A 25,666-nucleotide genomic window follows, 5' to 3' on the forward strand; every position below is an offset into this window, starting at 1 on the left:
GGCCTGTCCCCCACGACGGCCGGCTCCTGACAGTTGACGAGGCTTCGGAGGCACGCCTTCCGGAGACGACACCGGGGCCATGGCTCCCCGCGTGCGCGGGGATGACGGGGAGGGGTGTTTGTGTGTGTGGTGAGCCCCACCACGTAGCCTGGGTATGGCCGCAGGCCGCACCCGGGACCCCGTTTTGTCACCAGGCCCACATCATCCGCCCACGGTGCCGTTCCCGAAGCCCACACCAAGCCCCCGCAGGAGCAGCGTTGTGTGGGAGACGGATGCTGCGAGGGGGGTGCGGAGAGCAGGCCATGGATGGCCTGCGCCGCGACTTAAAGGCATGGATGCCGTCAGGAGCGCGGAGCACCCCCCCCTCGCAGCAGCCGGCTCCCCCCGCGACCTCTCCGAAACACCCCCGCCGCTATGGTTTGGGGTGGCGGAGCAGGCGGGTGCGGCTGGCGCGGTCGTGCCAGGTGAGGCGGTCGCGGTCGAGCAGGGCCCACAGGAAGCCCAGGCCGCCGGCGAAAAGCGAGACCGAGCCCACTGCGTAGCGCAGGCACAGCGCCGGCAGCGGGGCCGTCGAGCCGTCCGGCGCCACGACCCGCAACCGCCACGGCCGCATGCCCAGGGTCTGGCCGCCGCGGCGCCAGCTGGCCACCGCGTAGGCGCCGGTCGCCAGCCACATCACCGCGAATTCGGCCAGCCCCCAGCCGCCGCCGGTGATGGCATCGCCGCGCAGGGCGACGAAGGCCGCGGCGACCAGGAACCACAGGGCGAAGGCGGGGAACAGGTCGTACAGCAGTGCCAGTACGCGCCAGCCGAGATGGCTGGCCGGACGGGCGGTGGCGGGGGAGTCGGTCTGGTGCATGGGGGGCTGGATCGCGGGGCGTGGGCAGTCTAGTGCACGCGCGCGCCGCGGCGGCGGCTACCCTTTGCCCATGGAAACCCGCACTCCCGCCGAGCGCCGCAGGCTGGTGATGTCGCTGCCGCCGCTGCGTCCGGCCGACGCCGACGTGATCGCCGCGTTCCTCGATACGACCTGGGCCGAGGGCGGGCTGGCGCAGGCGACGCTGGATGGCTACCGGCGCGACCTGGAGGGGCTGGCGCGCTGGCTGGACGGGCGCGCGGGCGGCCTGGCCGGCGTGGGGCGGGGCGAGCTGTTCGATTACCTGGCCTGGCGGACCCGGCATGGCTGGTCGGCGCGCAGCAACGCGCGCTGGCTGTCGGCGCTGCGCGGGTTCAATGCCTGGCAGCTGCGCCGCGGCGACCGTGAAGACGATCCTTCGGCCGACCTGGATTCGCCGCGCCTGCCGCGGCTGCTGCCCAGGGCGCTGGCGGAAAGCCAGATCGAGGCCCTGCTGCGGGCGCCGGACACCGATGATCCGCTGGGCCTGCGTGACCGGGCGATGCTGGAGCTGATGTACGCCTGCGGCTTGCGGGTCAGCGAACTGGCCGGACTGCCGTCCGCGGCGCTCAACCTGCGACAGGGCGTGTTGCGGGTGACCGGCAAGGGCAGCCGTGACCGGCTGGTGCCGCTGGGCGAAGAGGCCCGGCACTGGGTCGAGCGTTACCTGGCCGAAGCGCGGCCGGTGCTGCTTGGCGGGCGGGAGGCCGGCGCGCTGTTCCTCGAACCCGGCGGCACGCCGCCGACGCGCCAGGCGGTCTGGCGGCTGGTCAAGCGCCACGCCGCCAGCGCCGGCATCGATCCGGACCGGCTCAGCCCGCACGGCCTGCGCCACAGCTTCGCCACCCACCTGCTCAACCATGGCGCGGACCTGCGCGCGCTGCAGATGCTGCTGGGCCACAGCTCGCTGTCGACCACGCAGATCTACACCCTGGTGGCGCGCGAGAAACTGAAGCAACTGGTGGCGATGCACCACCCGCGCGGCTGAGAGGTGCGACAATCGGCCGGTTCCGCCTGGATTGTGATGCCGTGACCCGAGTCCTGCTGGCCGTGATGGCCGCCGCTTTCAGCCTCTCCGCCTGCGCCGGCCCGGCCGACGGCCCCGCCGCCGCGTCCGCCGCGCCGGGCACCGTCGCCGCCTCCGCGGGAGCCCCGGTCAAGCCGGCCGCCGGCACCGCCGAGGCGCGCGCCGTGGAGGCGATCGCCCAGCTCAGCCCGCAGTCGGCGGTCCAGAGCGTCGGCCCCTCTCCGTTGCCGGGCTACACCCAGGCGATCGTCGGCGGGCAGGTGGTCTACGTCAGCGAGGACGGCCGCTACCTGCTGGTCGCCGGCCAGGGCGGGGCGGTGCTGGACCTGCAGGAGAACCGCAACCTGTCGGAGGAGGCGCTGGCCTCGATGCGCGTCGAACTGCTGGCGAAGATTCCCCGGAGCGAGCGGATCGTGTTCGCCCCGGCCAAGCCCGTGCACACGGTGGCGGTGTTCACCGACATCGAGTGCGGCTACTGCCGGCGCATGCACGAGCAGATCGCCGAATACAACGCCCAGGGCATCGCGGTGGAGTACCTGGCGTTCCCGCGGATGGGCCCGGGCACCCCGGACTTCGAAGGCATGGTGGCGGTGTGGTGCTCGGCCGACCGCAAGGAAGCGCTGACCCGCGCCAAGGCGGCCGGCAAGGCCAGCGGCCGCACCGATTGCCAGAACACCGTGCGCATGCAGTACGACATCGGCCAGCGCGCCGGCCTGACCGGCACCCCGATGGTCCTGGCCGAGGACGGCACCCAGCTGGGCGGCTACGTGCCGCCGGCGCAGCTGCGCAAGGCGCTGGACGAGCTCTCCGCCCGGTAATCCGGGTCCCGGGTGCGGCCTTTGGCCTTGCCCGGGCTACGCTTGGCGGGGAGGCTTGCGCGTACAATGGCCGGCCCTGTTTGAGCCTGGGTCCTGCCGGACATGATCGTCCTCGAGGGCGCACCCGCCCTGTCACGGTTCCGCCTCGAGCGCCTGCAGGCGCGCCTCCAGTCCGTCCATCCCGAAGTCCGGCTGCTCGGCAGCTGGCAGGTGTTCTGGGTCGATGCGCCCGCCGGTGCCGAGCCCGACGATGCCACGCTGCGGCGGATCCTCCAGGCCAGCGAAGCCCCGGCGCCGCGGGCCGCCGACGCGGTCTCGCGCTATGTCTCCCCGCGCCTGGGCACGCTGTCGCCCTGGGCCAGCAAGGCCACCGAGCTGCTGCGCGGGGCCGGGCTGCCGGTCAACCGCGTGGAGCGCGGCACCCGTTACGACCTGGCCGACTGGCCGGACGATGCGGCGACCCGGGGCCAGCTCGCGCGGATCCTGCACGACCCGATGACCCAGTCGCTGCTGGAGGCCCACGAGGACGCCGGCACGCTGTTCGACACCCACGCCCGCGGCGCGCTGGAGCGCATTCCGCTGGCGGCACTGGAGGAGGCCAACCTCCGCCTCGGCCTGGCCCTCGCGGACGACGAAATCGAGTACCTGCGCGAGCGCTACGGTTCGCTGGGGCGGGAGCCGTCCGACGTCGAGCTGATGATGTTCGCCCAGGCGAACTCCGAGCACTGCCGGCACAAGATCTTCAACGCCAGCTGGACCCTGGATGGGCAGGAGCAGTCGACCTCGCTGTTCAGGATGATCCGCCACACCCACGCGGTGACGCCGGAGAACACCCTGTCGGCCTACAGCGACAACGCCGCGGTGGTCGCCGGCTACCAGGGCACCCGGTTCCGCCCGGACCCGGCGAGCGGCAGCTGGCGCAGCGAGCCGGCGGTCGAATCGGCGTTCTGCATCAAGGTCGAGACCCACAACCATCCCACCGCGATCGCCCCGTTCCCGGGCGCCTCGACCGGCGCCGGCGGCGAGATCCGCGACGAGGGCGCGACCGGCCGCGGCGGCAAGCCCAAGGCCGGCCTGGCAGGCTTCTCGGTCTCGCACCTGCGCATCCCGACCCTGCCGCAGCCATGGGAGCGCGAGCGCGAGCTCAACCCGCGGATGGCCCCGGCGCTGGAGATCATGCTCGACGGCCCGCTGGGCTCGGCGGCGTTCAACAACGAGTTCGGCCGACCCAACCTGGCCGGCTACTTCCGCAGCTTCGAGCTGGCCGGCGCCGCCTCCGACGGCACCCCGGTCACCCGCGCCTACGACAAGCCGATCATGCTCGCCGGCGGCCTGGGCGCGATCGACCGCAACCAGGTCGAGAAGCTCGGCCTGCGCCCCGGCTACGCCGTGGTGGTGCTGGGCGGGCCGTCGATGCTGATCGGCCTGGGCGGCGGCGCGGCCAGCTCGGTGGCATCGGGCGACAGCGACGAGTCGCTCGATTTCGCCAGCGTGCAGCGCGACAACCCGGAGATGGAGCGCCGCTGCCAGGAAGTCATCGACGCCTGCGTGGCGCTGGGCGCGGACAACCCGGTCGCCAGCATCCACGATGTCGGCGCCGGTGGGCTGTCCAACGCCATTCCCGAGTTGCTGCACGACTCCGGCCTGGGCGGGGTGATCGACCTGGACAGGGTCCCCAGCGACGACGCCTCGCTGTCGCCGATGCAGCTGTGGTGCAACGAATCGCAGGAGCGCTACGTCATCGGCCTGCCGCCGGAGCGGGTGGAGCAGTTCGCCGCGATCTGCGCGCGCGAGCGCTGCCCGTTCGCGGTGGTGGGCTACGCGACGGCCGAAGAGCGCCTGGTCGTGGGGCACGGAGCTTTGTCCCTTCTCCCGCTCGCGGGAGAAGGTGCCCGAAGGGCGGATGAGGGCAGATCCCAAGTCCAGTCAGGATCACAAGCTGGACTTGGCAACAGCCCTCGCCCCAGCCCTCTCCCGCAAGCGGGAGAGGGGGAAAAGCCCTGGCCGATCGACATCCCGATGGACGTGCTGTTCGGCAAGCCGCCGAAGATGCACCGCGACACCGCGCGACCGGCGCCGGCGCCCTGGCCGGCGCTGGACTGGGCCGGGCTGGACTTGCACGAGGCCGCGCTGCGGGTGCTGGCGCACCCGACCGTGGCGGCCAAGCAGTTCCTGGTCACCATCGGCGACCGCAGCGTCGGCGGGCTGACCGCGCGCGACCAGATGGTCGGGCCGTGGCAGCTGCCGGTGGCGGACTGCGCGATCACCTTCGCCGGCTTCGACGGGTTCACCGGCGAGGCGATGGCGATAGGCGAACGCACCCCGCTGGCATTGCTCGACGCCGCCGCGGCAGCCCGCATGGCGGTCGGCGAGGCGATCACCAACCTGTGCGCGGCCCCGGTGGAGGCCCTGGACCGGGTCAAGCTGTCGGCCAACTGGATGGCCGCGGCCGGCTTCGATGGCGAGGACGCGCTGCTGTTCGACGCGGTGCGCGCGGTCGGCATGGAGCTGTGCCCGGAACTGGAGCTGAGCATCCCGGTGGGCAAGGACTCGCTGTCCATGCAGGCGCAGTGGAACGCCGGCGGCCAGCAGGGCGGGGATGGCAGGCAGCTGTCCGCCTCGCCGGTCTCGCTGGTGGTCACCGCGTTCGCCCCGGTGCTGGACGTGCGCAACCAGCTCACCGCGCAGCTGGACCGCGCCGAGGATTCCGAGCTGTGGCTGATCGGCCTGGGCGCCGGCAAGCAGCGCCTGGGCGGCTCGGTGCTGGCGCAGGTGTATCCGGACGCCGCCGGGCGGCCGCCGCGGGACGGCGGGCGGGCGCTGCCGGCCTTTGCCGGCCCGACGGGCGAGGACGGCCGCCGCAATGGCGGAGTGCCCGACCTGGACGAGCCGCAGCGCTTGCGCGACTTCTTCGAAATGGTCCGCGAGGCGCGCGAGGCCGGGCTGCTGCGGGCCTATCACGACCGCTCCGACGGCGGCGCCTTCACCACCCTGTGCGAGATGGCCTTCGCCTCGCGCCTGGGACTGGAGATCAACCTCGACGGCTGGGGCGAGGATCCGTTCCGCACCCTGTTCAACGAGGAGCTGGGCGCGGTGGTGCAGGTCGCCGCCGAGGACCGCGCGGCGTTCGCCGACCTGGTCGCCCACCATGGGCTGATCGACTGCGCCCAGCGCATCGCCCGGCCGACCACCGCGCCGGTGGTGCGCATCCACGACGGCGGCCGGACCCTGGCCGAATGGCGCTGGGAGGCGCTGTTCGACGCCTGGTGGTCGACCACCCACGCGATGCAGAAGCTGCGCGACAATCCGGACTGCGCCGACGAGGAGCGCTTCGCCGCCCGCGACTTCAATGCCCCGGGTCTGCGCCCGAAGCTGGCCTTCGACCCGGCCGAGGACATCGCCGCGCCGTTCGTGAACACCGGGGTCCGCCCGAAGGTCGCGATCCTGCGCGAGCAGGGCGTCAACGGCCAGGTGGAGATGGCCAACGGCTTCCACCGCGCCGGCTTCGAGGCGGTCGACGTGCACATGAGTGACCTCATCAGCGGTCGCGTGGTGCTGGAAGGTTTCAAGGGCCTGGCCGCCTGCGGCGGCTTCAGCTACGGCGACGTGCTTGGTGCCGGCCGCGGCTGGGCGGTGAGCATCCTGGAGCGCCCGGCGCTGCGCGAGCAGTTCGCCGCCTTCTTCGCCCGCAGCGACACCTTTGCACTCGGTGCCTGCAACGGCTGCCAGATGATGAGCCAGCTCAAGGACATCATCCCCGGCGCCGAACACTGGCCGCAGTTCCTGCGCAACCGCAGCGAGCAGTTCGAGGCCCGCTTGGGCCTGCTGGAGGTCAGCGAGTCGCCGTCGGTGCTGTTGCGCGGCATGGCCGGCTCGCGGATCCCGGTGGTGGTCTCGCACGGCGAGGGGCGGGCGGGGTTCGGGCAGGCCGCGGACACCGTCGCGGTGCACGCCCCGCTGCGCTACGTCGAAGGCGACGGAACGGTGGCCACGCAGTACCCGGCCAACCCGAACGGCTCCACCGGCGGCGTCGCCGGCGTGACCAGCACCGACGGCCGCACGACCATCCTGATGCCGCACCCCGAGCGCACCCTGCGCACCGCCAATTTCAGCTGGGCACCGGCCGAGTGGGGCGAGGACTCGCCGTGGCTGCGGATCTTCCGCAACGCGCGCGTGTTCGTCGGCTGAGATCCGTCATCCCCGCGCACGCGGGGATCCATGGACGTTGCTCTTTCCTTCTCCGGGGTGCGCGCGTAGTCCTTCGGGTACGTCGCGGGGAGCCGGCCGCCGTGGGGGAGAGGCCGCCCTCCTGACGGGCCTTCGGCCCTTTTTGAAGTCGGGCGGCCTCTCCCCCACGACAGCCGACTCTGACGGTTGGCGCAGGTTTCGGAGGCACGCCTTCCGGATACGACACCGTGGCCATGGCTCCCCGCATGCGCGTGGATGACGGTGGAAGAGGGGGTGTTTGTGTGTGTGGTGAGCCCGAACACGTAGTCCGGATAAGGCCGGAGGCCGCACCCGGGACCCCGTTTTGTCACCAGGCCCACATCCCCCGCCCACGGTGCCGTTCCCGAAGCCCACACCAATCCCTCCAACGGAGCAGCGTCATGGTGAGGAGCCGGACGCTGTGGGGGTTGCGGAGAGCAGGCCATGGATGGCCTGCGCCGCGACCTAAAGACAGGATGTCGTCGGGAGCGCGTAGCAACCCCCACAGCGGCCGGCTCCCCCCGCGACCTCTCCGAAGCACCTCGCGACCTCTCCGAAACGGAAATCCAACTCAGCCGTTGATGAGCGCGGCCACCTCGCGGGCCACGTCTTCGGGGTCGCGGTCGGAATGGCGGATGTTGTGGTGGCCGGGGCCGAAGACGCCCCAGTCGGCCGGGTCGGTTCCGTCGAACAGGCCGATCGAGCGGGGGGCCGATGCGTTGGCCAGGTGCATGATCCCGCAGTCGGCGCTCACGTAGACCGAAAGCGCGGAAAGCACGCCTGCCAGCCGGCGGATGTCGGTACTGAAGTAGCCGGGATAACGGTCGCCCAGCATCGAGCGGCCGAATGCCGGGATGATCTCGATGATGTCGTGCTTGCGGCAGGCGGGGACCAGCACGGCGAGGAAGCGGGCCCACCAGTCGCCACCGATCAGCTTGTGGCCGGTGGCGTTGGCGAACACGCCGATGACCGGGCGGCGCAGGGGCGGGGGCTCGCTGCCGGGCGTGGCGGCCGGGTCGAGCAGGCGTTCGAGTTGCAGGTGACCGGCCTGGCGTTCCAGGCGGTCCAGCCGCAGGTCCGGTGCCGGCCACTGGACCGTGTTGCCTTCGCCCAGGGCCTGCCGCAGCAGGTAGACCGGGAGCAGGCTCTCGCGCGGGCGGTTGTCGGGCAGCGGCACGGGGTGGGTCACGTGTCCGCGCTGCTTGCTGCTGATGAAGCCGACGGTGTGCCGGGCGCGGGAGTGATTGGTGACCAGGCGGCCCGTATGCGACCGCTTGTCGGCGTCCAGCGCCAGGTCGTAGCGGGCGTTGCGGATCGCCTGCAACAGGTCCTGGACCGCCAGCGGGTGGCCCAGCGCATGGCGCGGAAACCGGAGGATGCGGCCGACGTTGGGATAGCCGGCGAACAGTGCATCGGCCACCGGGCTGCGGGTGAGGATGTCGACCTCGGCGCCGGGGAAGCGTGCCTCCAGTTCCTGCAGCAACGGGGTGAGCAGGAGCGTGTTGCCCAGGGTATGGCTGACCTTGACCACCAGGATCCGGTGGATGCTGTGCGCCGGCAACGGCTGGTCGGACACGTCGTCGCGATGCCCGTAGGCGCGGGCGACCGCCCAGTGGGCCAGGCGATGACGGGGGCTGCGGCTGTCGCGGGTGGAACCTACGGGTCGGGCGGTGGTCATCGGCGGGGCGGGTCCTTGGACGGCCGGGATTCTCGCACGATGTCAGGATGCGGCATGCGCTGCATACGCGCTAGCATGGAGTGCATGCACATGAGCCTGCCCCGCGATGCACGGCCGCCCGCGCAGTATTCGCGGGGCGAAGAGCTTGCCAATGCAGTGACCCACGGCATCGGCGCGGCTGCCGCACTGGCGGGCGGGGCGGTGATGATCGCCCTGGCGGCGATCTTCGGCGACGGCTGGCAGCTGGCGGGCGCGATCACCTTCGGGGCCTGCCTGCTGGTGCTGTACCTGGCCTCCACGCTGTACCACGCGATTCCGTACCCGGTGGCCCGCCAGCGCCTGAAGGTGTTCGACCACTGCGCGATCTACCTGTTGATCGCGGGCACGTATACGCCCTTCACCCTGGTCGGGCTGCGCGGACCCTGGGGATGGGGCCTGCTCGCGGCCATCTGGACGCTGGCGCTGGCCGGAGTGGTGTTCAAGCTGTTCTTCACCGGCCGGTTCCGCCGGCTGTCCACGCTGATCTATGTCGGCATGGGCTGGATGGTGCTGGTGGCGATCAAGCCGCTGCTGGGGGCGCTCGACAGCTGGGAACTGGGCTGGCTGTTCGCCGGCGGCGCCGCCTACACACTGGGCACGGTGTTCTATCACCGGCCCTCGATGCGGTATTCGCACGCGGTCTGGCACCTGTTCGTGCTGGGCGGGAGCGTGTGCCATTTCATCGCGGTGCTGGCCCACGTGGTCTGAGCGGTCAGGGAACGATCCCGGTCCATTCGGCGCTGGAGAACTTTTCCGCCGCCAGCCGCTCCGCCCGCCCGAGCTCGTCGGCCCGCAGGTGGTCGGCGGACAGGCCGTACATCCCGCGGAAGCTCCCGATCATGCGCTCGATGACTTGCGCGCGCGGCAACCCGGTCTGGCTGCGCAGCGGATCCACGCGCTTGTTGGCGCTGGTGGTGGCCTTGTCGGAGAGCTTTTCCCGCCCGATGCGCAGCACTTCCAGCATCTTTCCCGCGTCGATGTCGTAGGCCATGGTCACGTGGTGCAGCACCGCGCCCGCACGGCGGGCCTGCGCGGCTCCGGCGATCTTCCCCGCCGGCGAGGTGATGTCGTTGAGCGGCTGGTAGCTCGCCTCGATTCCCACCTCGGCCAGCGCTGCGATGACCCAGCGGTCCATCAGTTCGTAGGACTCCTGGAAGGACAGGCCTTCCACCAGTTCCAGCGGCGCGCAGATCGAGTAGGTGATGGTGTTGCCGGGCTCGATGAACATCGCCCCGCCGCCGCTGATCCGGCGCACCACCTCGATCCCGTGGCGGACCGCGCCATCGGCGTCGACCTCGTTGCGCAGCGACTGGAAGCGGCCGATCACCACCGCCGGCGAAGCCCACTCCCACACCCGCAGTGTCGGCGGCCGGCGGCCGGCACCGACTTCCGCGGTCAGCACCTCGTCCAGCGCCATGTGCAGGGCGGGCGCCTGCGGACCGGTGTGGATCAGCTGCCAGTCGTGCCGGCGCCAGGCATCGTGGCTCATGCCGTCCCCTCCGCGCCGAGCGCACGGCGGACCGCGACGGCCACCCCCTGCGCGGTGATGCCGTACATGTGCACGTCCGGACCCAGGCGGCGCTCGATGGCATCGCCGATGGCGGTCTCGTCGCTGTCCGCCGGCAGGCCTTCGAGGGCGGCGTTGATTTCGCCCAGCGCGGTGTCGGGCTCAAGGAAGAAGTCGCCGCTTACCCGCACCCCGTGCAACCGGCCGTCACGCTGCTCCAGGTCGACCACCACCAGCTTGCCGCCGGGGATCTTGTACTCGCCGTGCATCATGCCCGGTCCTCCCGTTTCCAGGCGGGCATGATGCACCGGCAGCCCGGGGGACGTCTTGACCCAGGTCGCCGGTGCCCGCCGGCGGTACGCTGCCGCCGCCGGGGGAAAGCGTTGTCCGGCGCGTTCTTCAGCGCGCCCCGGCGTGCCCAGGGTAGCGGGTGAAGATCTGCTGGATCGCGGCGTCGGCAGCCGCCGCCCGCGCTGCCGCTTCCTGCTGGGTCACCCGGCCGACGGCGGCGCCGGTCCACAGCAGGTGGTTGCGCGCGGCATCGACCACATCGACGCTGAGAGTGCCTTCGGTGTAGTCGCGCACGCGGGTCTCGTCGTGCCAGAACGGCACCGCGACGTAGGTGCGCGCCCAGTAGTCGTAGTAGTAGTGGACGTCGCTGCGCGGGATGCTGTAGACGTCGGTGCGTTCGCGGATGAAGCCCTGGAAGTTGACCCGCAGGTCCGGCGCGGTCTCGTCGTAGGCGTACCCGCGCGCCTGCATCTCGCGGCGGATCGCCGACTTGACCGTGTTGGTGAGGTAGGTGGTGTACCCGGACTGTTCCATTGCCAAGGGTTCATAGAACGCGTAGCTGCGGTAGCGCGAGAAGTCCGCCCCGGGATCGGCATCGCTGGTGATGCGCGGGCCGGTGGCACAAGCGGCCAGCAACACGACGGCGAGCACCGGCAGGAGGCGCAGGGTGCGTATCAGGTTCTTCATGGCAATGGCTCCGGCAAGGCGGAAACGCCTCCGGACGCTAGCACCGCGGCGGTCAGGCGGCGTGAAGCCGCCGCGAGTCAGAGCATGCGGCGCAATACGCGGTCGCGGCGGATGAAATGGTGGTACAGCGCCGCGGCGATGTGGACCGCCACCGCGACCGCAAGCAGCCACGCCAGCGGCGAGTGCAGGCTGCCCCAAACCCGTGCCCAACCCACTTCTTCGCCCGGCGGGAACAGGCCGATGCCGAAGGCCGAGTGGCCGTAGCCGCCACCGAGCATGATCAGCAGGCCCATGACGGGAAGTGCCAGCAACGCCGCGTAGAGCATCACGTGGCCTGCGATGACGAAGATCGCCAAGGCCGGGTCGTTCACCGGCCGGCGGCGGCGCTGGGCGAACGCCCAGGCGATGCGCGCCAGGACCAGGACCAGCAGCAGGGTGCCGACGCTGGTATGCCAGCCGGCGATCGTCTCCACCAGGCTGCCACCGCCCCCGTCCAGGCGCTCGAAGAACTTGACGAACTGCAGCAGCACGAGGACCGCCATCGACCAGTGCAGCAGGCGGGTGACCAGTCCGTAGCGTTCCGGGGAATCGTGCAGCATCGGCAAGCATCCTGTGGGCAGGAGCGGCCGATGATACCCGGCGCCAATCCGCTCCGGTGACGTTATCCTTGGCGGGATGCAGGAAGTACAGCCGTTGCCGAGCGTGCCGGCGGATGACCCACCGCCACGCAAACCCGAAGCCCCGCTGCCGTCCGAGTGTTGTGAAAGCGGCTGCGACCCATGCGTCTACGACACCTATGCCGATGAACTGGAGTGGTACCGGAAGGCCCTGGCGGCGTGGCGCGAGCGCCATCCCGGGGCCGTGGGGCAGGAACCCTGAGCAGCCGGGCGACAGGCCCGAGGCTGGATCGAGATGAACGCACGAGCATTGAAGTGGTCCGTGTCGGCCGGCATCGCGCTAGGCCTTTCGGGATGTGCCACGGTCGGCGGCCCGCCGGCGGCGATGGGATACGACGACCACATCGCGGCGGCCCAGGCCGCCCAGGCCTCCGGTTCCGCAACCGCGGCACTCGAGGCGTATCGCGGGGCGATCGCGGCCGACCCGGCCCGCAAGCTGCCATGGCTGGAGACGGCCCGGCTGGAGGCGGAGCAGCGGCGCCCGGTCGACGCGCTGGTTGCGATCCAGGAGGTGCTGCGCCGTGACCCGGCCGACCTGGACGCCAGCATGCTCTATCTCGACGTGGTGCTGCAGCTGGCGGGCGAAGGCATCGCGCGGCTGCGGACGCTGGCGCCGGAGCACCGCGCCGCCTACCTCGAGCGCTCGCAGGCGCTGGTGGAGGAAGCGATCGAGCTGTTCGGCGACCGGATGGTGCCGGCCGAGCTGAGGTCGCGCTACGGCACCGAGGCGGTCGAGCGCTACCGCCGCAACCTGCCACCGGTGACGCCGCCAGACGGCAAGAAGATATCCGATCCGCTGGACGTGCTCGGAGGCGGCTGAGTAGCCAGCCAGCGGGCGGCCGCGCGTCCGGCGCGATGGCCGCTGGCGAAGCAGGCGGTGAGCAGATAGCCGCCGGTCGGGGCCTCCCAGTCGAGCATCTCGCCGGCGGCGAACACCCCGGGGCGGCGGTCCAGCATCAGGGTGGCCGGGTCGAGCGCCTCCAGCCGGATCCCGCCGGCGCTGCTGATCACCTCCGGCAGCGGGCGTGGCCGCAGCAGGGTCAGCGGCAGGCGCTTGAGGGTACCGGCGAGCGTGTGCGGGTCATCCAGCCCGCCGCGGCCGAGGACCTCGTGCAGCAGGCCCACCCGTGGTCCGTCCAGGCCGGCCTGCCGCCGCAGGTGCTCGGCAAGGCTGCGCTTGCCGCGGGGGCGGGCCAGCTCGCGTTGCAGACGCTCGATCGGTCGTCCCGGCACCAGGTCCAGCAGGAGGGTTGCGCTGCCGTCGCGGGTGATCGCATCGCGCAGCGGGGCCGACAGCGCGTAGACCAGGCTGCCCTCCAGGCCGTATTCGCTGATCACGCATTCACCCTGCAGGCCGTCGGCCCCGGTGTCCGTGCCGAAGTGTGCGACCACCGGTTTCAGCGGCGCGCCGGCATGGCGCCCGCGGAAGTGGGCGCTCCACCCGACATCGAATCCGCAGTTGGCCGGCTGCAACGGCGTGGTCTCCACGCCCGACTCCCGCAGCCAGGGCAGCCATTCGCCGTCCGACCCCAGCTGCGGCCAGCTGCCGCCGCCAAGCGCCAGCACCACCGCCCCGGCCTGCAGGCGCAGCCCGCCGTCCGGGGTGGTGAAGCGCAGGGCACCTTCTGCGTCCCAGCCGGTCCAGCGGTGCTGGACGTGGAAGCGCACGCCGCTCTCGCGCAGGCGGCGGACCCAACCGCGCAGGAGCGGGGCGGCCTTGCGGTCCAGCGGGAAGACCCGGCCGGAGCTGCCGACATAGGTTTCCACGCCCAGTCCCGCCGCCCAGTCGCGCAGGGCGGCGGCATCGAATCCGTCCAGCCAGGCCGCGACCTCCTCCTGCCGCTCCCGGTAACGGCTATCGAAAGCCGGGCGCGGCTCGCCATGGGTCAGGTTGAGCCCGCCCTTGCCGGCAATCAGGAACTTGCGGCCGACCGAACCCTTGGCCTCGAACACGTCGACCTCCAGCCCGGCCGCACGCGCGACCTCGGCCGCCATCAGGCCCGCCGGACCACCGCCGATGACGGCGAGTCCAGCGAGCCGCCCCGGTGGGCTGTCGGGGCAGGGCGGGGGCAGGGGGCGTGCGGTCATGCGGGAACCCGGATGGCAGGGGTGGCGAACAGGTCCTGCTGCGCCAGGGCGAGGTCGCGGTCGACGAAGCCGGACAGGCCGACCCCGACCAGCCGGTAGCGGGTGTCGGCCGGCAGCTCGACCCGGGCACGCAGGGCGCAGGCGATCGCGGCAAGCTCGTCCAGGCTGGCCGGCGGCACCGGTGGGGTGAGGCTGCGGGTGAGGATGCGGAACTCGCGGGTCTTGAGCTTGAGCACCACGGTACGGGCCAGGCGGGCCTGCTCGCGCTGGTAGCCGGCCCAGGTGCCCTCGGCCAGGCGGCGGATGTGCGGCTCCAGCGCGTCCATCGGCAGGTCGTGCTGGAAGGTGTCCTCCGAGGAGATCTGCACGGTGGGGCGGCTGGCGCGCACCGGGTTCCCGTCGATGCCGAGCGACAGCTCGTGCAGGCGGCGGCCCCAGCGGCCGAAGCGTTCCTCCAGTGCCGCTGCCGGCCAGGCGCGCAATTCCGCGACGGTCCGTACGCCCAGTGCCTCGAGCCTGCCCTGCATCACCTTCCCCACCCCCGGCAGGCGGCCAACCGGCAGCGGCGCCAGGAAGGCGAGCGCTTCGCGGGGGCGTACCACGCACAGTCCGTCGGGCTTGTTCTGGTCGGAGGCGATCTTGGCCAGGAACTTGTTGGGCGCCACCCCGGCCGAGGCGGTGAGTCCGGTCCCGGCGCGGATGTCGGCGCGGATCGACTCGGCGATCGCGGTGGCCGAGGGCAGCGCGCTCAGCGGGTCGGTGACGTCCAGGTAGGCCTCGTCGAGCGAGAGCGGCTCGACCAGCGGGGTATGCCGGGCGAAGATCGCCCGCACCTGGCGGGAAACCGCCTTGTAGCGGGTGAAGTCCGGCGGGACGAACACCGCCTGCGGGCACAGGCGCTCGGCCCGGGCAGCGGGCATCGCCGAGCGCACGCCGAAGCGCCGCGCCTCGTAGCTGGCGGCACAGACCACCGAGCGCCTCCCGCGCCAGGCCACCACCACCGGCTGGCCGCGCAGCGACGGGTCATCGCGCTGCTCGACAGAGGCGTAGAACGCGTCCATGTCGACGTGGATGATCTTGCGTGGTGCGGCCATGGCCCATTTTCGCGCCAACGCGATGCTTTTGCTTGCACCCGTGCTCTGGCAGTCTGGGCCGCACACTTCCGGGGACGCCCGCATGCCGCGCCGTCATTTCTCGATGTTCCGCGAGTTCCATCTCGCCGACTGGTTCACCCTTGCCAACGCCTTCTGCGGCACCGGGGCGATCTTCGCCGCCATGCGTTTCCTGCAGGAGGGCGGGGTGGCCGACCTGATGGTCGGCATGGCCCTGATCCCGCTGGCGTTCGTGTTCGATGCGGTGGACGGACGGGTCGCACGCTGGCGCAAGTCCGCGTCGACCCTGGGCCGTGAGCTCGATTCGCTGGCCGACGTGATCTCCTTCGGGGTGGCGCCCGCCGCGCTGGGCTACGCCTGCGGCCTGCAGGGTGGCTGGGACTGGGTGGTGCTGAGCTATTTCGTCGGCTGCGGGGTCAGCCGGCTGGCCCGCTACAACGTCACCGCCGAGCAGCTGTCGGGTGACGAGGGCAAGGTGAAGTACTTCGAGGGCACGCCGATTCCCACCAGCCTGGCGCTGGTGGTGGTGCTGTGGATCGCGGCCGGCAAGGGGGCGATCGGTGCGGACCTGTGGCTGGGCATGTGGAAGCTGGGCCCGTGGCAGTTCCATCCGCTGGTGCTGATGTTCGCCCTGTCCGGGACGCTGATGATCAGCAAGACCCTGCGCATCCCCAAGCCCTGAGCGGGCGACGCATCCATCACGGGCGGCGGGAGAGACTCCCGGCAGTCGAATACCGGAAGCCCCTGCATGAGTGCACGACCGTTCATCCGTTCCCGCAGTGACCGCATGATCGCCGGCGTGATGGGCGGGATCGCCCGTCGCTTCGGCTGGAGCTCCAACCTGCTGCGGGTGGTCTTCGTACTGGTGTCGATCCTCTCGGCGGGTTTCCCGGGGATCCTGGTCTACCTGATCCTGTGGCTGCTGATGCCCGACGAAGGCAACCTCGCCTGAGCCGCCGACGGTGGCGCGCCTGCTGCTGGTGGCGGGAATGGCGTGGACGCTGCCCAATACCCTCGCCGGGCTGCTGCTCGGCGTTGGCGCAATGGCGGCGGGAGCCCGCGCAGCCTGGCAACCGGCGGAACTTGCGCTGGTGTTCAACCGCTACCCGTGGGGACCGGGCGGCGCCCTGACGCTGGGCAACGTGATCCTCAACACCGGCCATGGCCTGCAGGTGCCATGCCGCACCTATGCCTGCCGTGCCGGGCGGAGCGATGCGCCGCCGGTGGTGCTGGCCGACCACGAGCGTGCGCACGTGCTGCAGTACATGGTGTTGGGGCCGTTGTTCCTGCCGCTGTACCTGCTGTGCGGCGGCATCGGCGTGCGCAACCGCTTCGAGCGGGCCGCCGACCGTTACGCGGCGACCGGGGCCGGCTGGTGGCCATGGCCGCGGCCTTGAGTGGCGGGCGCGCCCGGGTAGGAAAATTCCTACCGCCCGACGGGTCTCCGGCCGACTGCGCCGGAAGCCGGCGGCCGCGATCATGCCTGCGCCCCGGCTGCCCAGGCCGATTCGGGCCGCCCGGGAAGGCGGCTGACACGAACGCATGGAGCCAGGCGCCGGCACCGGGGCACTTTTCTTTGCTGCGAGGCGCCTGATGAAGTATCGGATCGAGCTCCACGACGCGGCTTGCGCCGGCGGTCGCAACCTTGACGACCCTGCCAGCGAGCAGCGCTATCCCACTTTCATGCGTGCCTCGTCCGCGGCCCGGCTGGCCGCACTGAAGCTGGCGCGGATCCACCGCACCAGTGTCGGCATCCGTATCTACGACCGTGCCGACCGGCTGACCCTGCAGGCAAGCGTCGGCGAGCCACCGCGGGTCCCGGTGCGCGCCATGGGCTACTCGCGCGCATTCGATCCGGAGGTATAATCCCCGGCCGCGCCGGAGTGGCGGAACTGGTAGACGCAGCGGATTCAAAATCCGCCGGCCTTAAAACCGTGTGGGTTCGAGTCCCACCTTCGGCACCACGATGCCTGGAGGCCCGCCCTTGCCGGCGGGCCTTCCTGCATTGCAGCCCCTGGGCCACCGGTGGCGCTGCGGATCAGATGGAGTCGAGGAAGCCGCGCACCGCCGGTCCGAAGCGCGCGTAATCCACCAGGAACGCGTCGTGGCCCTGGGGCGAGGGCATCGACAACAAGCGCGCCTGGGCGCCGCCGGCGGCGAGCCCTTCGGCGATTGCCCGCTGTTGCTCGACCGGGAACAGGATGTCGGTCTCGGCGCCGATCGCGAGTGCCTTCTCCACCCGGATCGACTCCAGCCCGGCCAGGGTGTGGGCATCGCTGGCGGCGCCGGGCCGCTCGGCGCAGTGGTCGCCCAGGTCGAACCAGTCCATCGACCGGCTCAGGTACAGGTAGCAGTTGGGATCGAAGCTGCGCACGAAGCGGCGCGCATGCGCTTCCAGGTAGCTTTCAACCTCGAACTCCATGCCGAATGGCTCATCGTCCATGCGGTCGGCATCCAACCGCACCCGGCCGAAGCGGCCATGCCACTCCAGCGCCGAGCGGTAGGTGATCACCCCCAGCTTGCGGGCCATGCGCATGCCAGATTCGGGGTAGTGCCCATCGTCATAGCGGCCGTTGGCGAAGTGCGGGTCCAGCCGGATCGCCTCACGCTGCAGGGAGCGGATCGCGATGGTCCAGGACAACGCCCGGGCCGCCCCGGAGATGTTGAGGTGGGTGCGCGCGATGCCAGGGCGCCGGGCGAGCAGCGACAGCGCGACCATGCCGCCCATGGAGTTGCCGACCACGCAGGCCAGCTTCCCGATGCCCAGTTCGCGCACCACATGGGCAGCGGCATCGGCGCAGTCCTCGATCGAAAGCTCGGGGAAGTCGAGGCGGTACGGTTCGCCGGTCGCGGGATTGATCGAGGCGGGACCGGTCGAACCCTTGCAGCTGCCCAGGGTGTTGACGCAGACGACGTGCCAACGGTCGGTGTCGATCGGCGCGCCGTGACCCAGCATCGGTTCCCACCAGCCGCGCTCCGGGTTGCCGGGATTCGCCGCGGCATGGGCATCCGGTGACATGCCGGTGAGGATCAGGACCGTATTGCCGCCGCCGGGTGCCGGCGTGCCCCAGGTTTCGTAGGCCATGCGCGCACCACGCAGGGTGCCGCCGCGGCGCATCGGGAACTGCGCCGGCAGGTCGATCCAGCGGGTTCCGGGCGGGATGAACTCGGCCATGCATGCCTCCTTGCGTGTTACCGGACCACCTTGTCGATCAGCAGGGCGGCCGCGGTTTCGGGACCGGTCGCGACCGTGGCCGGGGCGGATTCCAGGTCGCCGGGCTGCGGAGTGGCATCGCCACTGGCGGAGATGCGGGCGCTGAGTTCCACCTGGTCGAGCCTCGACAGCTTCATGGTCGGCATGAGGCTGTCGGCATCGGTCAGGGTGAGCTGCATCGGGAACATCGCCAGCGGCAGCTTGCGCACCGCCACCGGCATCGGTGGGCCGCCTGGCTGCCGGGCGATGACGAACAGGCTCGCGCCCCGGGGCAGTTGCATGGACAGGCCCGGGTCGAGCGAAACGCTGATCCGGACCGCCACCGCCGCCGCGTCGGTGGCGGTGGCGGCTTCCGGCGCGGGCAGCGGATCGAGACCGGCATCGGCGCGGGCCTGGTCGATCTGGGTGCGCAGGCTGGCCGCGGTTGCCCCGTCGACCTGGGCCAGCAGCGGCTGCCAGGTTTCCGCGGCGCCGGCGGCATCGCCGGCCTGGCGCCTGGCGATGCCGAGGAACCAGCGTGCACGCTGTTGCGACGGGTCGCTGGCGAGAGCGCGTTCCAGCAGTTCGATGCCCTCGGCGTCGAACTGCCGGTCCGCGGCCGCGCGCGCGCGCGCCTCGGCCATCTCGGTCAGCAGGACCGGGGCATCGGGGGCCAGCGCCAGTGCCCGGTGGTACGCCTCTACGGCATCGCCGGCGCGCTCCTGTGCCAGGTAGGCGCGGCCCAGCAGCCGCCAGCCTTCCACCCGTGCCGGTTCGCGCTCGAGCTCGGCCTCCAGCTGGGCGATTGCCTGCTGCAGGGTCACCGGAGCCACGCGCTCGGCCGGGTCCAGGGCACGCGGCGTGCCGACCTGCAGGTAGAGCAGGCCGGCGCTGAGCGCCAGCAGGACGAGCATGCCGGCGCCGGCGGCCGGGCGCATGCGCCACAGCGGCCGCAACACCCAGGCCAGCACCACGACGACCAGCGCCACGCTGGCCAGTACGAACATCGCCATCACCACTCCTGCTCGTCGGCCGGCCGGGACGCGGACCGCGGCAGTGCCCGCGCGCGCCGGCTCACGGTCCACGCGACCAAGCCGGCCCCGCCGAGCAGCAGCAGCGCGGGGCCGAACCACAGCAGCCAGGTGCTGGCCTGGATCGCCGGGCGGTACAGCACGAATTCGCCGTACCGGGCCACCAGGTAGTCCTTGATCTCCGCATCGCTGCGGCCCTGGCGGATCAGGCCGAGTACCTCGTTGCGCAGGTCGCGGGCGATCGCCGCGTCGGAATCGGCCAGCGACTGGTTCTGGCACTTCACGCAGCGCAGCTCGACCGCCAGGTCATGGAAACGCTCGGCCTCCGCGGCATCGCGGAACTCCAGTGGCGCCAGGTCGACCACCTGGGCGCGCGCGGGCGGCGGCAGCAGCGCGGCTGCCGCCAGCAGCGCGGCCATGGCCACGGAGAACCGGCTCAACGCTCCGCCTCCAGCATGGCGACCACCGGCAGCAGGTCGCGTTGCATGACCTCGTCGGTGACCGGGCCGACGTGTTTCCAGCGGATGATTCCGTCGCCGTCGACGATGAAGGTTTCCGGTGCGCCGTAGATGCCCCAGTCGATGGCCTTCTCGCCGCTGTAGTCGGTCAGCACCAGCCAGTACGGGTTGCCGAACTGTTCCAGCCAGCGCAGCGCGTCGGCGTGCTCGTCCTTGAGGTTGTAGCCGATCACCCGCATGCGCCGGGTCTCGGCGAAGCCGGTGAGGACCGGGTGTTCGATGCGGCATTCCGGGCACCAGCTGCCCCAGACGTTGAGCAGGTAGGGCTCGCCAGCCAGCTCCTGCGAGGACACCAGGCGTCCCGGCTCGTGCAGCACCGGCAATTCGAAGGCCGGGGCGGGCTTGCCGATCAGCGGCGAGGGCAGGGCCTCCCGGTCCTGGTTGCGGCTGAGCATCACGCCGGCAAACAGCAAGGCCGCCAGCAGGGCGAAGGCGGCCAGCGGCAGCCAGCGGGCGGCGGAACGGCGGGACGGGACGGGGGCAGGATTCATGTCGCGCTCTCGGTGGCGGGTTCCGGGGCGGATGCCGGCCGGGGCGGCGCGCCGGTGCCGCGCGCGCGGGCCACGCGGAAGCGCCGGTCGGTCGCGGTCACGAAGCCGCCCAGCATCATCAGCAGCGCACCGGCCCAGATCCAGCGCACGAACGGCTTGATCTGCATCCGCAACGCCCACGCATCGTCGCCCAGCGGCTCGCCCAGGGCGACGAACAGGTCACGGGTGACGCCGCGCTCGATCGCCGCCTCGGTCATGACCTGGCCGCCCGCGGCGTAGGCACGCTTCTCCGGATGCAGGACGGTATAGGGGACGCCGTCGCGCAGCACTTCCACGGTGCCGCGGTCCGCCACGTAATTGGGGCCGGGATACTGCCCGACGCCGACCAGGCGGAACTCGTAGGCACCCAGGTCGACCAGTTCCCCCGGGCGCACCGCGACCTCGCGCTGGACCTGCATGCCCTCGACCAGCAAGGCGCCGACCAGGAACACCGCCAGCCCCAGGTGGCCCAGGGTCATGCCCCACATTTCCGGGGTGAGCCGGCCGCGGGTGCCGCTGGCGGGGCGCAGGCGCGACCACACGAAGCGCAGCGTGCCCAGCCCGACCCACAGGGCCCCGGCGATGCCGGCGGCGACCTTCCACGGCCCCTGCGGCGCCAGGAAGAAGGCGATCACGCCCCCCGCCAATGCCAGCACCAGCCACGGCAGCAGCATCGCCATCACTCGCGAGGGCTGGTCGCGCTGCCAGCGGGCCAGGGGACCGAACGGGACCAGCGCCACCAGCGGCGCCATCAACAGGATGAACAGCAGCGAGAAATACGGCGGGCCGACGGAGATCTTGCCCAGCTCCAGCGCATCGGCCAGCAAGGGGTACAGGGTGCCCAGCAGCACCATCGCGCAGGCGGTCGACAGCAGCAGGTTGTTGAGCAGCAGCAGGGTCTCGCGCGAGGCCGGGGCGAACGGCTTGCCGTCCCCGTCGGCGGGCGCGCGCAACGCGTAGAGCACCAGCGAGCCGCCCACCACGATGCCCAGGAAGACCAGGATGAACATGCCGCGGGCCGGATCGGCGGCGAACGCATGCACGCTGGTCAGCACCCCCGAGCGCACCAGGAAGGTGCCCAGCAGGGACAGCGAGAAGGTGGCGATGGCCAGCAGCAGGGTCCAGCCGCGAAAGGCGCCGCGCTTTTCGGTCACCGCCTGGGAGTGGATCAGGGCCGCGCCGACCAGCCAGGGCATGAAACTGGCGTTCTCGACCGGATCCCAGAACCACCAGCCGCCCCAGCCCAGTTCGTAGTACGCCCACCAGCTGCCCAGGGCGATGCCCAGGGTGAGGAAGGCCCAGGCGATGTTGGTCCACGGCCGGGTCCAGCGCAGCCACCGCCGCCACTCGCCCTCGCCACGGACTTCGGGGCCGCCCAGCATGGCGGCGATGGCGAAGGCGAACGGCACCACGAAACCCACGTAGCCGAAGTACAGCATCGGCGGGTGGATGATCATCCCCGGGTCCTGCAGCAGCGGGTTGAGGTCGTGGCCCTCGGCCGCGGCGGGGAGCAGGCGCTCGAACGGATTGCTGGTGAAGATCAGGAACGCCAGGAAACCCACCGCCACCAGTCCCATCACCCCCAGTACCCGCGCCATGACCGGCGCCGGCAGGCCGCGCGAGAAGGCCGCCACCGCCGAGGTCCACAGCGCCAGCACCAGAGCCCACAGCAGCAGCGAGCCCTCGTGCGAGCCCCAGACCGCGGTGAAGCGATAGCCGACCGGCAGCAGCGAGTTGGAGTTCTGCGCCACGTAGCCGACCGAGAAGTCCTGGCCGACGAACGCCGCGGTCAGCGCGAGGAACGCCAGCCCGACCAGCAACAGCTGGGCGTGGGCGGCCGGGCGCGCCACCGCGATCCAGGCCGGCACGCCACGATGCGCTCCGGCCAGCGGCAGCGCCGCCTGCAACGCGGCGACCAGCAGCGCGAGGATGAGGGCGACCTGGCCAAGCTCGGGCAGCATCGGTTACCGCCCCGCGCCGGACGCGTCGTCGACGTCGTGTTTCGCGTGGGCCTGGCCCATCTTGTCGGCGACTTCCTTCGGCATGTAGGTCTCGTCGTGCTTGGCCAGCACGTCCTCGGCGACGAAACGCCCGTCCTGCATCCGGCCGGTGGCGACCACCGCCTGGTTCTCGCGGAACAGGTCCGGGAGGATCCCGGTGTAGGTCACGTCCATGCGTGCATCGCCGTCGGTGACCGCGAAGGTGGACTCCAGCGAGCCTTCCTGGCGACCCACCGAGCCCTCCGCGACCATGCCGCCGAGGCGGAAGCGGGCCTCGCCGGAAGCGACCTTCGGGCCCGCCTGGCCGGAGAGCACCTCGTTGGGGGTGTACAGGTAGGCCACGTTGCGCGACAGCGCCATGGCCACCAGGGTGGCGGCGAGCGCGGCGGCGGCGACGAGCGCCAGCACCCAGGCAAGGCGGCGGCGGCGGGTCGGGTTCATCGTTGCAGTTCTCCGGGGGAGGGGGCGGGCGCCTGCCGGGCGGCACGGCGGCGCGCGGCGCGCAGTTCGCGGCGGACGTGGAAGTAGCCGGCGGCCGCGTCCCAGGCCAGCACCACGAGGAACACCGCGTAGGCGGCGATGACGTAGCCCAGGTAGCTCATCGCGCGGGCTCCCGGCCGGCCGGCCTGGTGGCCTCTGGCCGGTCTGCCGCCAGCCTGGCCACCCAGGCCTTGCCGGCCTCGCGGCGCAGGTTGTCGGCGCGTGCGCGCAGCAGCAGCGAGCCGACGAACCAGAACTTGGTGCCGATCACCACCCACCACAACGGCCAGATCATGCTCGGGTCCATGGACGATTCGCCGAACACGCGCACGGTCTGGCCCTGGTGCAGCGAGTTCCACCACACCACCGAGTAGCGGATCACCGGCAGCAGCACGACGCCGACGATGGCCAGGAATCCGGCCGCGCGCGCGGCGGCGCGGCGGTCATCGATGGCGTTGTACAGGCCCATCACGCCCAGGTAGAGGAACAGCAGGATCAGCTCGGTCGTCAACCGCGGGTCCCAGTCCCACCAGGTGCCCCACATCGGCTTGCCCCAGATCGAGCCGGTGACCAGCGTGATCAGGGTGAAGGCGGCGCCGATCGGCGCACAGGCCATCGCCAGCACTTCGCACAGCTTGATCCGCCAGACCAGCGCGATCGTCGCCTGGACGGCCATGATCCCGAACACCGCCATGCTCATCCACGCCGCGGGAACGTGGATGTAGAGGATGCGGAAGCTGTCGCCCTGCTGGTAGTCGGCGGGCACTTCGAACAGCGCGCCCCAGAGGCCGACGCCGATCACCAGCGCGCCGGCGAGGAAGGCCCACCCGGCCCAGCGGGCGGCGAAGCGGTCGAACCAGGGCGGGGAGCCGAGCTTGTGGAACCAGAGGGCCAGAGGATTCATTCAGGGATCAGCTCAACGCAATCCGGATCGCGGCCGCGGCGGCCAGGGGCGCCAGCACCAGTGCCAGCACCAGGCCGGCGCCGAGCAGGAGCAGCGCGCCGGCCGGGTCCAGTCCCTGGGCGTGGGCCGCGACGCTGCCCGCCCCGAACACCAGCACCGGGACGTAGAGAGGCAGGGCAAGCAGGGCCAGAAGTATACCGGAGCGCCTCATGCCGACGGTCAGCGCGGCGACCACCGCCCCGAGCAGGCTCAGCAGCGGTGTGCCCAGTGCCAGTGATGCCAGGAGCACCGGCAGCTCGGTCCTTGGCAGGTGCAGCAGCTCCCCCAGCAGGGGCGTGGCGATGACCAGCGGCAGGACCGTGGCCGACCAGTGGCTGAACGTGCGCACCGCGACCAGCCACGCCAGCGGCACCGGCGCCAGCATCCATTGCTCCAGCGAACCGTCCTCGGCATCGCCGCGGAACAGTGTGTCCAGTCCGAGCAGGCCGGACAGCAGCACTGCCACCCACAGCACCGCGCTGGCCGAGCCCGCCAGCGCGTCGGCCTCGCCGCCGAGTGCCAGCGCGAACAGCACCACCACCAGCAGGGCGAACAGGGCCGGCTGGAAGGCGTCGCCGCGGCGACGCCAGAGCAGGCGGAAGTCACGCACCAGCAGGGCGCGCGCCGAACCGGCCAGGCCCGGGCTCACCGGCGGGCCTCCAGTTCCAGCAGGCGGGTACGGACCGGCGGGGCGGCATAGGCACCATGGGTGGTCACCAGGGCCGCGCCGCCGCCGCGCAGGTGCGCCTGGACCATCCGGTTGACCAGTTCGATGCCCTGCAGGTCCAGGTTGGCGTAAGGCTCGTCGAGCAGCCACAGCGGGGCCGGCGACAGCCACAGCCGGGCCAGCGAGAGGCGCTTCTTCTGCCCCGCCGACAGTTGCCGGGCGAGGGCGTCCTCGTAGCCCCCGAGGCCGACCATGGCCAGCGCGCTGTCGGGCAGCTGGCCCCGCCGGCGGCCATGCAGGCCGCGCAGGAACCGCAGGTTTTCCACTGCCGACAGGTCGGCCTTCAGCCCCGGCAGGTGCCCCAGGTAGGCGATGGCATGGGCGCGACGGTCGCGGTCGGCCGGCAAGCCGTCGATGTCGACCTCGCCGGCGTCCGCCGGCAGCAGGCCCGCGAGTACGCGCAGCAGGGTGGTCTTGCCGGCCCCGTTGCCGCCCTGCACCAGCAGCGCCTCGCCGGCGTCGACGGCAAAGTCCAGCGGCCCGAACACCGGCTCCTCGTTGCGCGAGAAGCCCAGCGCGCGCGCGTCCAGCAGCGGCGTGGGCCGGGGAGCTTCGGAAGTCATGTGGGGCAGGCAGGGCAGGCGGTGGCGGACAAACCACCAGTCTACGCGGTCGCGGGCTCTTCAACCCAGCGGATGACCGCCTCCGGCATGTCCGGCGCGGGGCGCCCCGGGCGACCCATGAGCATGTACAGCTGGACTGGCTCGCCGCGCGCCCAGCCCAGCACGCCGGCCTGGCCGAACTCCCGCGCCAGGGCCAGCAGCGTGTCCTGTCCGGCGTCGTACAGCAGCCAGCCCGGTTCGCGCCAGCGGCCATCGGACGACTGCGCCCGGGCCGGCGAACGCTCGATGCCGAGGGCGTCCAGGCGCGCGACCAGCCGGGCGTCGGCAGCCTCGTTGGCATCATCGGGGCGCGGGTCGGAGGCGGGGTTCCAGGCGGTGATGAACGCGTACCGGGCCGCCGGCCGGGCAGCCTCCAGCGGGGTGGCAGGCTGGCCCACCCGCACCGGGTGCCCGCGCCCTTCGTGCTCCACCGCATACCCGGCGGCCGCATAGGCGACCGCCAGCTCCATCGCGTCCACGACCCGTAGTTCACGCATGGGTGCAGTTTCGTTTGCCCCGGTGCCGGCTGCAAGCACGTGCCTGTGGGCCGGTCGCGCGGGGATTTCGTAGACTCGGGGCCCCTCCCCGACGGATGCACCCGATGCCCGCTGAAACCG

29 protein-coding genes and 1 tRNA gene are annotated in these 25,666 nt (G+C 71.7%); 11 read left to right on the top strand and 19 right to left on the bottom strand.

Translation table 11 applies throughout. The features are described from left to right. Positions 1–412: 412 nt before the first annotated feature. A complete protein-coding gene (locus tag LY625_RS00920) occupies positions 413–859 on the bottom strand; it encodes an RDD family protein (RefSeq protein WP_233737121.1) in 447 nt (148 codons plus the stop codon). 70 nt (positions 860–929) lie between these two features. On the opposite strand from LY625_RS00920, the gene xerD reads away from it, so the two are divergent. The 3 genes from xerD to purL all read left to right on the top strand — a co-directional run bounded on the left by xerD (position 930) and on the right by purL (position 6,928). Beyond that, positions 930–1,883, top strand: coding sequence for a site-specific tyrosine recombinase XerD (gene xerD, locus LY625_RS00925; RefSeq protein WP_233737122.1), 954 nt, complete (start codon positions 930–932; stop codon positions 1,881–1,883). Between the two features lie 41 nt (positions 1,884–1,924). Further along, complete coding sequence (locus LY625_RS00930; protein ID WP_233737123.1) at positions 1,925–2,740, top strand: DsbC family protein; 816 nt, start codon at positions 1,925–1,927, stop codon at positions 2,738–2,740. Positions 2,741–2,842: 102 nt separating this feature from the next. Beyond that, positions 2,843–6,928 (top strand): phosphoribosylformylglycinamidine synthase, encoded by a 4,086-nt coding sequence (gene purL, locus LY625_RS00935; protein ID WP_233737124.1) that lies wholly within the window; start codon positions 2,843–2,845, stop codon positions 6,926–6,928. A 589-nt stretch (positions 6,929–7,517) separates the two neighbouring features. On the opposite strand, the gene LY625_RS00940 is transcribed toward purL, so the two are convergent. Next, positions 7,518–8,624 (bottom strand): glycosyltransferase family 9 protein, encoded by a 1,107-nt coding sequence (locus tag LY625_RS00940; RefSeq protein WP_233737125.1) that lies wholly within the window; start codon positions 8,622–8,624, stop codon positions 7,518–7,520. Positions 8,625–8,714: 90 nt separating this feature from the next. Here LY625_RS00940 and LY625_RS00945 point away from each other — a divergent pair, with 90 nt between their 5' ends. After that, the gene (locus tag LY625_RS00945) at positions 8,715–9,371 is read left to right on the top strand and encodes a hemolysin III family protein (RefSeq protein WP_233737126.1); all 657 of its coding nucleotides are present in this window, start codon (positions 8,715–8,717) and stop codon (positions 9,369–9,371) included. A gap of 4 nt (positions 9,372–9,375) precedes the next feature. On the opposite strand, the gene LY625_RS00950 is transcribed toward LY625_RS00945, so the two are convergent. The 4 genes from LY625_RS00950 to LY625_RS00965 form a co-directional block, all read right to left on the bottom strand. After that, positions 9,376–10,152 (bottom strand): biotin/lipoate A/B protein ligase family protein, encoded by a 777-nt coding sequence (locus LY625_RS00950; protein WP_233737127.1) that lies wholly within the window; start codon positions 10,150–10,152, stop codon positions 9,376–9,378. Next, positions 10,149–10,442 (bottom strand): biotin--protein ligase, encoded by a 294-nt coding sequence (locus LY625_RS00955; protein ID WP_233737128.1) that lies wholly within the window; start codon positions 10,440–10,442, stop codon positions 10,149–10,151. Before LY625_RS00955 ends, LY625_RS00950 begins: the two co-directional genes overlap by 4 nt. 127 nt (positions 10,443–10,569) lie before the next feature. Next, positions 10,570–11,148, bottom strand: a complete 579-nt coding sequence (locus LY625_RS00960; protein ID WP_233737129.1) for a DUF4136 domain-containing protein — start codon at positions 11,146–11,148, stop codon at positions 10,570–10,572. Positions 11,149–11,225: 77 nt separating this feature from the next. Continuing rightward, positions 11,226–11,747 carry a cytochrome b/b6 domain-containing protein gene (locus LY625_RS00965; RefSeq protein WP_233737130.1) on the bottom strand — a complete coding sequence of 174 codons (522 nt, stop codon included), beginning with the start codon at positions 11,745–11,747 and terminating at the stop codon, positions 11,226–11,228. A 76-nt stretch (positions 11,748–11,823) separates the two neighbouring features. Here LY625_RS00965 and LY625_RS00970 point away from each other — a divergent pair, with 76 nt between their 5' ends. Next, complete coding sequence (locus tag LY625_RS00970; RefSeq protein WP_233737131.1) at positions 11,824–12,027, top strand: oxidoreductase-like domain-containing protein; 204 nt, start codon at positions 11,824–11,826, stop codon at positions 12,025–12,027. 123 nt (positions 12,028–12,150) lie between these two features. Further along, on the top strand, positions 12,151–12,645 hold the full coding sequence (locus LY625_RS00975) for a hypothetical protein (protein WP_233737132.1): 495 nt from the start codon (positions 12,151–12,153) through the stop codon (positions 12,643–12,645). Here the strand turns inward: LY625_RS00975 and LY625_RS00980 are convergent. Both LY625_RS00980 and dinB read right to left on the bottom strand, forming a co-directional pair. Then, complete coding sequence (locus tag LY625_RS00980) at positions 12,564–13,913, bottom strand: TIGR03862 family flavoprotein (RefSeq protein ID WP_233737133.1); 1,350 nt, start codon at positions 13,911–13,913, stop codon at positions 12,564–12,566. The two genes, LY625_RS00975 and LY625_RS00980, sit on opposite strands and share 82 nt — an antisense overlap. Beyond that, entirely contained in the window at positions 13,910–15,007 is a 1,098-nt protein-coding gene (gene dinB, locus LY625_RS00985) for a DNA polymerase IV (RefSeq protein WP_233737134.1), read from the bottom strand. Before dinB ends, LY625_RS00980 begins: the two co-directional genes overlap by 4 nt. An 82-nt stretch (positions 15,008–15,089) precedes the next feature. On the opposite strand from dinB, the gene LY625_RS00990 reads away from it, so the two are divergent. From LY625_RS00990 to LY625_RS01010, 5 genes are all read left to right on the top strand, one after another. Next, a complete protein-coding gene (locus tag LY625_RS00990) occupies positions 15,090–15,707 on the top strand; it encodes a CDP-alcohol phosphatidyltransferase family protein (protein WP_233737135.1) in 618 nt (205 codons plus the stop codon). Between the two features lie 66 nt (positions 15,708–15,773). Next, positions 15,774–15,977: a PspC domain-containing protein gene (locus tag LY625_RS00995; RefSeq protein ID WP_233737136.1), complete on the top strand. Its 204-nt coding sequence runs from the start codon at positions 15,774–15,776 to the stop codon at positions 15,975–15,977. 37 nt (positions 15,978–16,014) lie between these two features. Then, complete coding sequence (locus tag LY625_RS01000; RefSeq protein WP_233737550.1) at positions 16,015–16,422, top strand: hypothetical protein; 408 nt, start codon at positions 16,015–16,017, stop codon at positions 16,420–16,422. A 196-nt stretch (positions 16,423–16,618) separates the two neighbouring features. After that, the gene (locus tag LY625_RS01005) at positions 16,619–16,891 is read left to right on the top strand and encodes a hypothetical protein (protein WP_233737137.1); all 273 of its coding nucleotides are present in this window, start codon (positions 16,619–16,621) and stop codon (positions 16,889–16,891) included. 11 nt (positions 16,892–16,902) lie between these two features. Then, positions 16,903–16,989: transfer RNA gene (locus LY625_RS01010), tRNA-Leu, on the top strand. A gap of 74 nt (positions 16,990–17,063) precedes the next feature. Here the strand turns inward: LY625_RS01010 and LY625_RS01015 are convergent. The 11 genes from LY625_RS01015 to LY625_RS01065 are packed head-to-tail and all read right to left on the bottom strand — an operon-like array spanning position 17,064 to position 25,546. Beyond that, positions 17,064–18,200: a homoserine O-acetyltransferase gene (locus tag LY625_RS01015; RefSeq protein ID WP_233737139.1), complete on the bottom strand. Its 1,137-nt coding sequence runs from the start codon at positions 18,198–18,200 to the stop codon at positions 17,064–17,066. A 17-nt stretch (positions 18,201–18,217) separates the two neighbouring features. After that, positions 18,218–19,231: a tetratricopeptide repeat protein gene (locus tag LY625_RS01020; RefSeq protein WP_233737140.1), complete on the bottom strand. Its 1,014-nt coding sequence runs from the start codon at positions 19,229–19,231 to the stop codon at positions 18,218–18,220. After that, positions 19,231–19,668 carry a cytochrome c-type biogenesis protein gene (locus LY625_RS01025; RefSeq protein ID WP_233737551.1) on the bottom strand — a complete coding sequence of 146 codons (438 nt, stop codon included), beginning with the start codon at positions 19,666–19,668 and terminating at the stop codon, positions 19,231–19,233. The genes LY625_RS01020 and LY625_RS01025 overlap by 1 nt, the downstream gene beginning before the upstream one ends. 17 nt (positions 19,669–19,685) lie before the next feature. Next, positions 19,686–20,258 carry a DsbE family thiol:disulfide interchange protein gene (locus LY625_RS01030; RefSeq protein ID WP_255703225.1) on the bottom strand — a complete coding sequence of 191 codons (573 nt, stop codon included), beginning with the start codon at positions 20,256–20,258 and terminating at the stop codon, positions 19,686–19,688. Beyond that, entirely contained in the window at positions 20,255–22,258 is a 2,004-nt protein-coding gene (locus LY625_RS01035) for a heme lyase CcmF/NrfE family subunit (protein ID WP_233737141.1), read from the bottom strand. The genes LY625_RS01030 and LY625_RS01035 overlap by 4 nt, the downstream gene beginning before the upstream one ends. A gap of 3 nt (positions 22,259–22,261) precedes the next feature. Beyond that, complete coding sequence (gene ccmE, locus LY625_RS01040; protein ID WP_233737142.1) at positions 22,262–22,738, bottom strand: cytochrome c maturation protein CcmE; 477 nt, start codon at positions 22,736–22,738, stop codon at positions 22,262–22,264. Further along, entirely contained in the window at positions 22,735–22,899 is a 165-nt protein-coding gene (gene ccmD / locus LY625_RS01045; protein ID WP_233737143.1) for a heme exporter protein CcmD, read from the bottom strand. The genes ccmE and ccmD overlap by 4 nt, the downstream gene beginning before the upstream one ends. After that, complete coding sequence (locus tag LY625_RS01050; protein ID WP_233737144.1) at positions 22,896–23,681, bottom strand: heme ABC transporter permease; 786 nt, start codon at positions 23,679–23,681, stop codon at positions 22,896–22,898. The genes ccmD and LY625_RS01050 overlap by 4 nt, the downstream gene beginning before the upstream one ends. Positions 23,682–23,688: 7 nt before the next feature. Next, complete coding sequence (gene ccmB / locus LY625_RS01055; protein ID WP_233737145.1) at positions 23,689–24,369, bottom strand: heme exporter protein CcmB; 681 nt, start codon at positions 24,367–24,369, stop codon at positions 23,689–23,691. Then, positions 24,366–25,010, bottom strand: coding sequence for a heme ABC exporter ATP-binding protein CcmA (gene ccmA, locus LY625_RS01060; protein WP_233737146.1), 645 nt, complete (start codon positions 25,008–25,010; stop codon positions 24,366–24,368). Before ccmA ends, ccmB begins: the two co-directional genes overlap by 4 nt. Positions 25,011–25,051: 41 nt before the next feature. Continuing rightward, on the bottom strand, positions 25,052–25,546 hold the full coding sequence (locus LY625_RS01065) for a DUF3293 domain-containing protein (protein WP_233737147.1): 495 nt from the start codon (positions 25,544–25,546) through the stop codon (positions 25,052–25,054). Positions 25,547–25,666: the final 120 nt, after the last annotated feature.

Source organism: Lysobacter sp. GX 14042 (genome assembly GCF_021390425.1).
GTDB lineage: Bacteria > Pseudomonadota > Gammaproteobacteria > Xanthomonadales > Xanthomonadaceae > Novilysobacter.

Excerpts from the sequence above, each read along its gene's own strand:
- LY625_RS00920 (WP_233737121.1), bottom strand. The coding sequence starts at position 859 with ATGCACCAGACCGACTCCCCCGCCACCGCCCGTCCGGCCAGCCATCTC.
- xerD (WP_233737122.1), top strand. The coding sequence starts at position 930 with ATGGAAACCCGCACTCCCGCCGAGCGCCGCAGGCTGGTGATGTCGCTG.
- purL (WP_233737124.1), top strand. The coding sequence starts at position 2,843 with ATGATCGTCCTCGAGGGCGCACCCGCCCTGTCACGGTTCCGCCTCGAG.
- LY625_RS00940 (WP_233737125.1), bottom strand. The coding sequence starts at position 8,624 with ATGACCACCGCCCGACCCGTAGGTTCCACCCGCGACAGCCGCAGCCCC.
- LY625_RS00945 (WP_233737126.1), top strand. The coding sequence starts at position 8,715 with ATGAGCCTGCCCCGCGATGCACGGCCGCCCGCGCAGTATTCGCGGGGC.
- LY625_RS00950 (WP_233737127.1), bottom strand. The coding sequence starts at position 10,152 with ATGAGCCACGATGCCTGGCGCCGGCACGACTGGCAGCTGATCCACACC.
- LY625_RS00955 (WP_233737128.1), bottom strand. The coding sequence starts at position 10,442 with ATGATGCACGGCGAGTACAAGATCCCCGGCGGCAAGCTGGTGGTGGTC.
- LY625_RS00960 (WP_233737129.1), bottom strand. The coding sequence starts at position 11,148 with ATGAAGAACCTGATACGCACCCTGCGCCTCCTGCCGGTGCTCGCCGTC.
- LY625_RS00965 (WP_233737130.1), bottom strand. The coding sequence starts at position 11,747 with ATGCTGCACGATTCCCCGGAACGCTACGGACTGGTCACCCGCCTGCTG.
- LY625_RS00970 (WP_233737131.1), top strand. The coding sequence starts at position 11,824 with ATGCAGGAAGTACAGCCGTTGCCGAGCGTGCCGGCGGATGACCCACCG.
- LY625_RS00975 (WP_233737132.1), top strand. The coding sequence starts at position 12,151 with ATGGGATACGACGACCACATCGCGGCGGCCCAGGCCGCCCAGGCCTCC.
- LY625_RS00980 (WP_233737133.1), bottom strand. The coding sequence starts at position 13,913 with ATGACCGCACGCCCCCTGCCCCCGCCCTGCCCCGACAGCCCACCGGGG.
- dinB (WP_233737134.1), bottom strand. The coding sequence starts at position 15,007 with ATGGCCGCACCACGCAAGATCATCCACGTCGACATGGACGCGTTCTAC.
- LY625_RS00990 (WP_233737135.1), top strand. The coding sequence starts at position 15,090 with ATGCCGCGCCGTCATTTCTCGATGTTCCGCGAGTTCCATCTCGCCGAC.
- LY625_RS00995 (WP_233737136.1), top strand. The coding sequence starts at position 15,774 with ATGAGTGCACGACCGTTCATCCGTTCCCGCAGTGACCGCATGATCGCC.
- LY625_RS01000 (WP_233737550.1), top strand. The coding sequence starts at position 16,015 with ATGGCGTGGACGCTGCCCAATACCCTCGCCGGGCTGCTGCTCGGCGTT.
- LY625_RS01005 (WP_233737137.1), top strand. The coding sequence starts at position 16,619 with ATGAAGTATCGGATCGAGCTCCACGACGCGGCTTGCGCCGGCGGTCGC.
- LY625_RS01015 (WP_233737139.1), bottom strand. The coding sequence starts at position 18,200 with ATGGCCGAGTTCATCCCGCCCGGAACCCGCTGGATCGACCTGCCGGCG.
- LY625_RS01020 (WP_233737140.1), bottom strand. The coding sequence starts at position 19,231 with ATGGCGATGTTCGTACTGGCCAGCGTGGCGCTGGTCGTCGTGGTGCTG.
- LY625_RS01025 (WP_233737551.1), bottom strand. The coding sequence starts at position 19,668 with ATGGCCGCGCTGCTGGCGGCAGCCGCGCTGCTGCCGCCGCCCGCGCGC.
- LY625_RS01030 (WP_255703225.1), bottom strand. The coding sequence starts at position 20,258 with ATGAATCCTGCCCCCGTCCCGTCCCGCCGTTCCGCCGCCCGCTGGCTG.
- LY625_RS01035 (WP_233737141.1), bottom strand. The coding sequence starts at position 22,258 with ATGCTGCCCGAGCTTGGCCAGGTCGCCCTCATCCTCGCGCTGCTGGTC.
- ccmE (WP_233737142.1), bottom strand. The coding sequence starts at position 22,738 with ATGAACCCGACCCGCCGCCGCCGCCTTGCCTGGGTGCTGGCGCTCGTC.
- ccmD (WP_233737143.1), bottom strand. The coding sequence starts at position 22,899 with ATGAGCTACCTGGGCTACGTCATCGCCGCCTACGCGGTGTTCCTCGTG.
- LY625_RS01050 (WP_233737144.1), bottom strand. The coding sequence starts at position 23,681 with ATGAATCCTCTGGCCCTCTGGTTCCACAAGCTCGGCTCCCCGCCCTGG.
- ccmA (WP_233737146.1), bottom strand. The coding sequence starts at position 25,010 with ATGACTTCCGAAGCTCCCCGGCCCACGCCGCTGCTGGACGCGCGCGCG.
- LY625_RS01065 (WP_233737147.1), bottom strand. The coding sequence starts at position 25,546 with ATGCGTGAACTACGGGTCGTGGACGCGATGGAGCTGGCGGTCGCCTAT.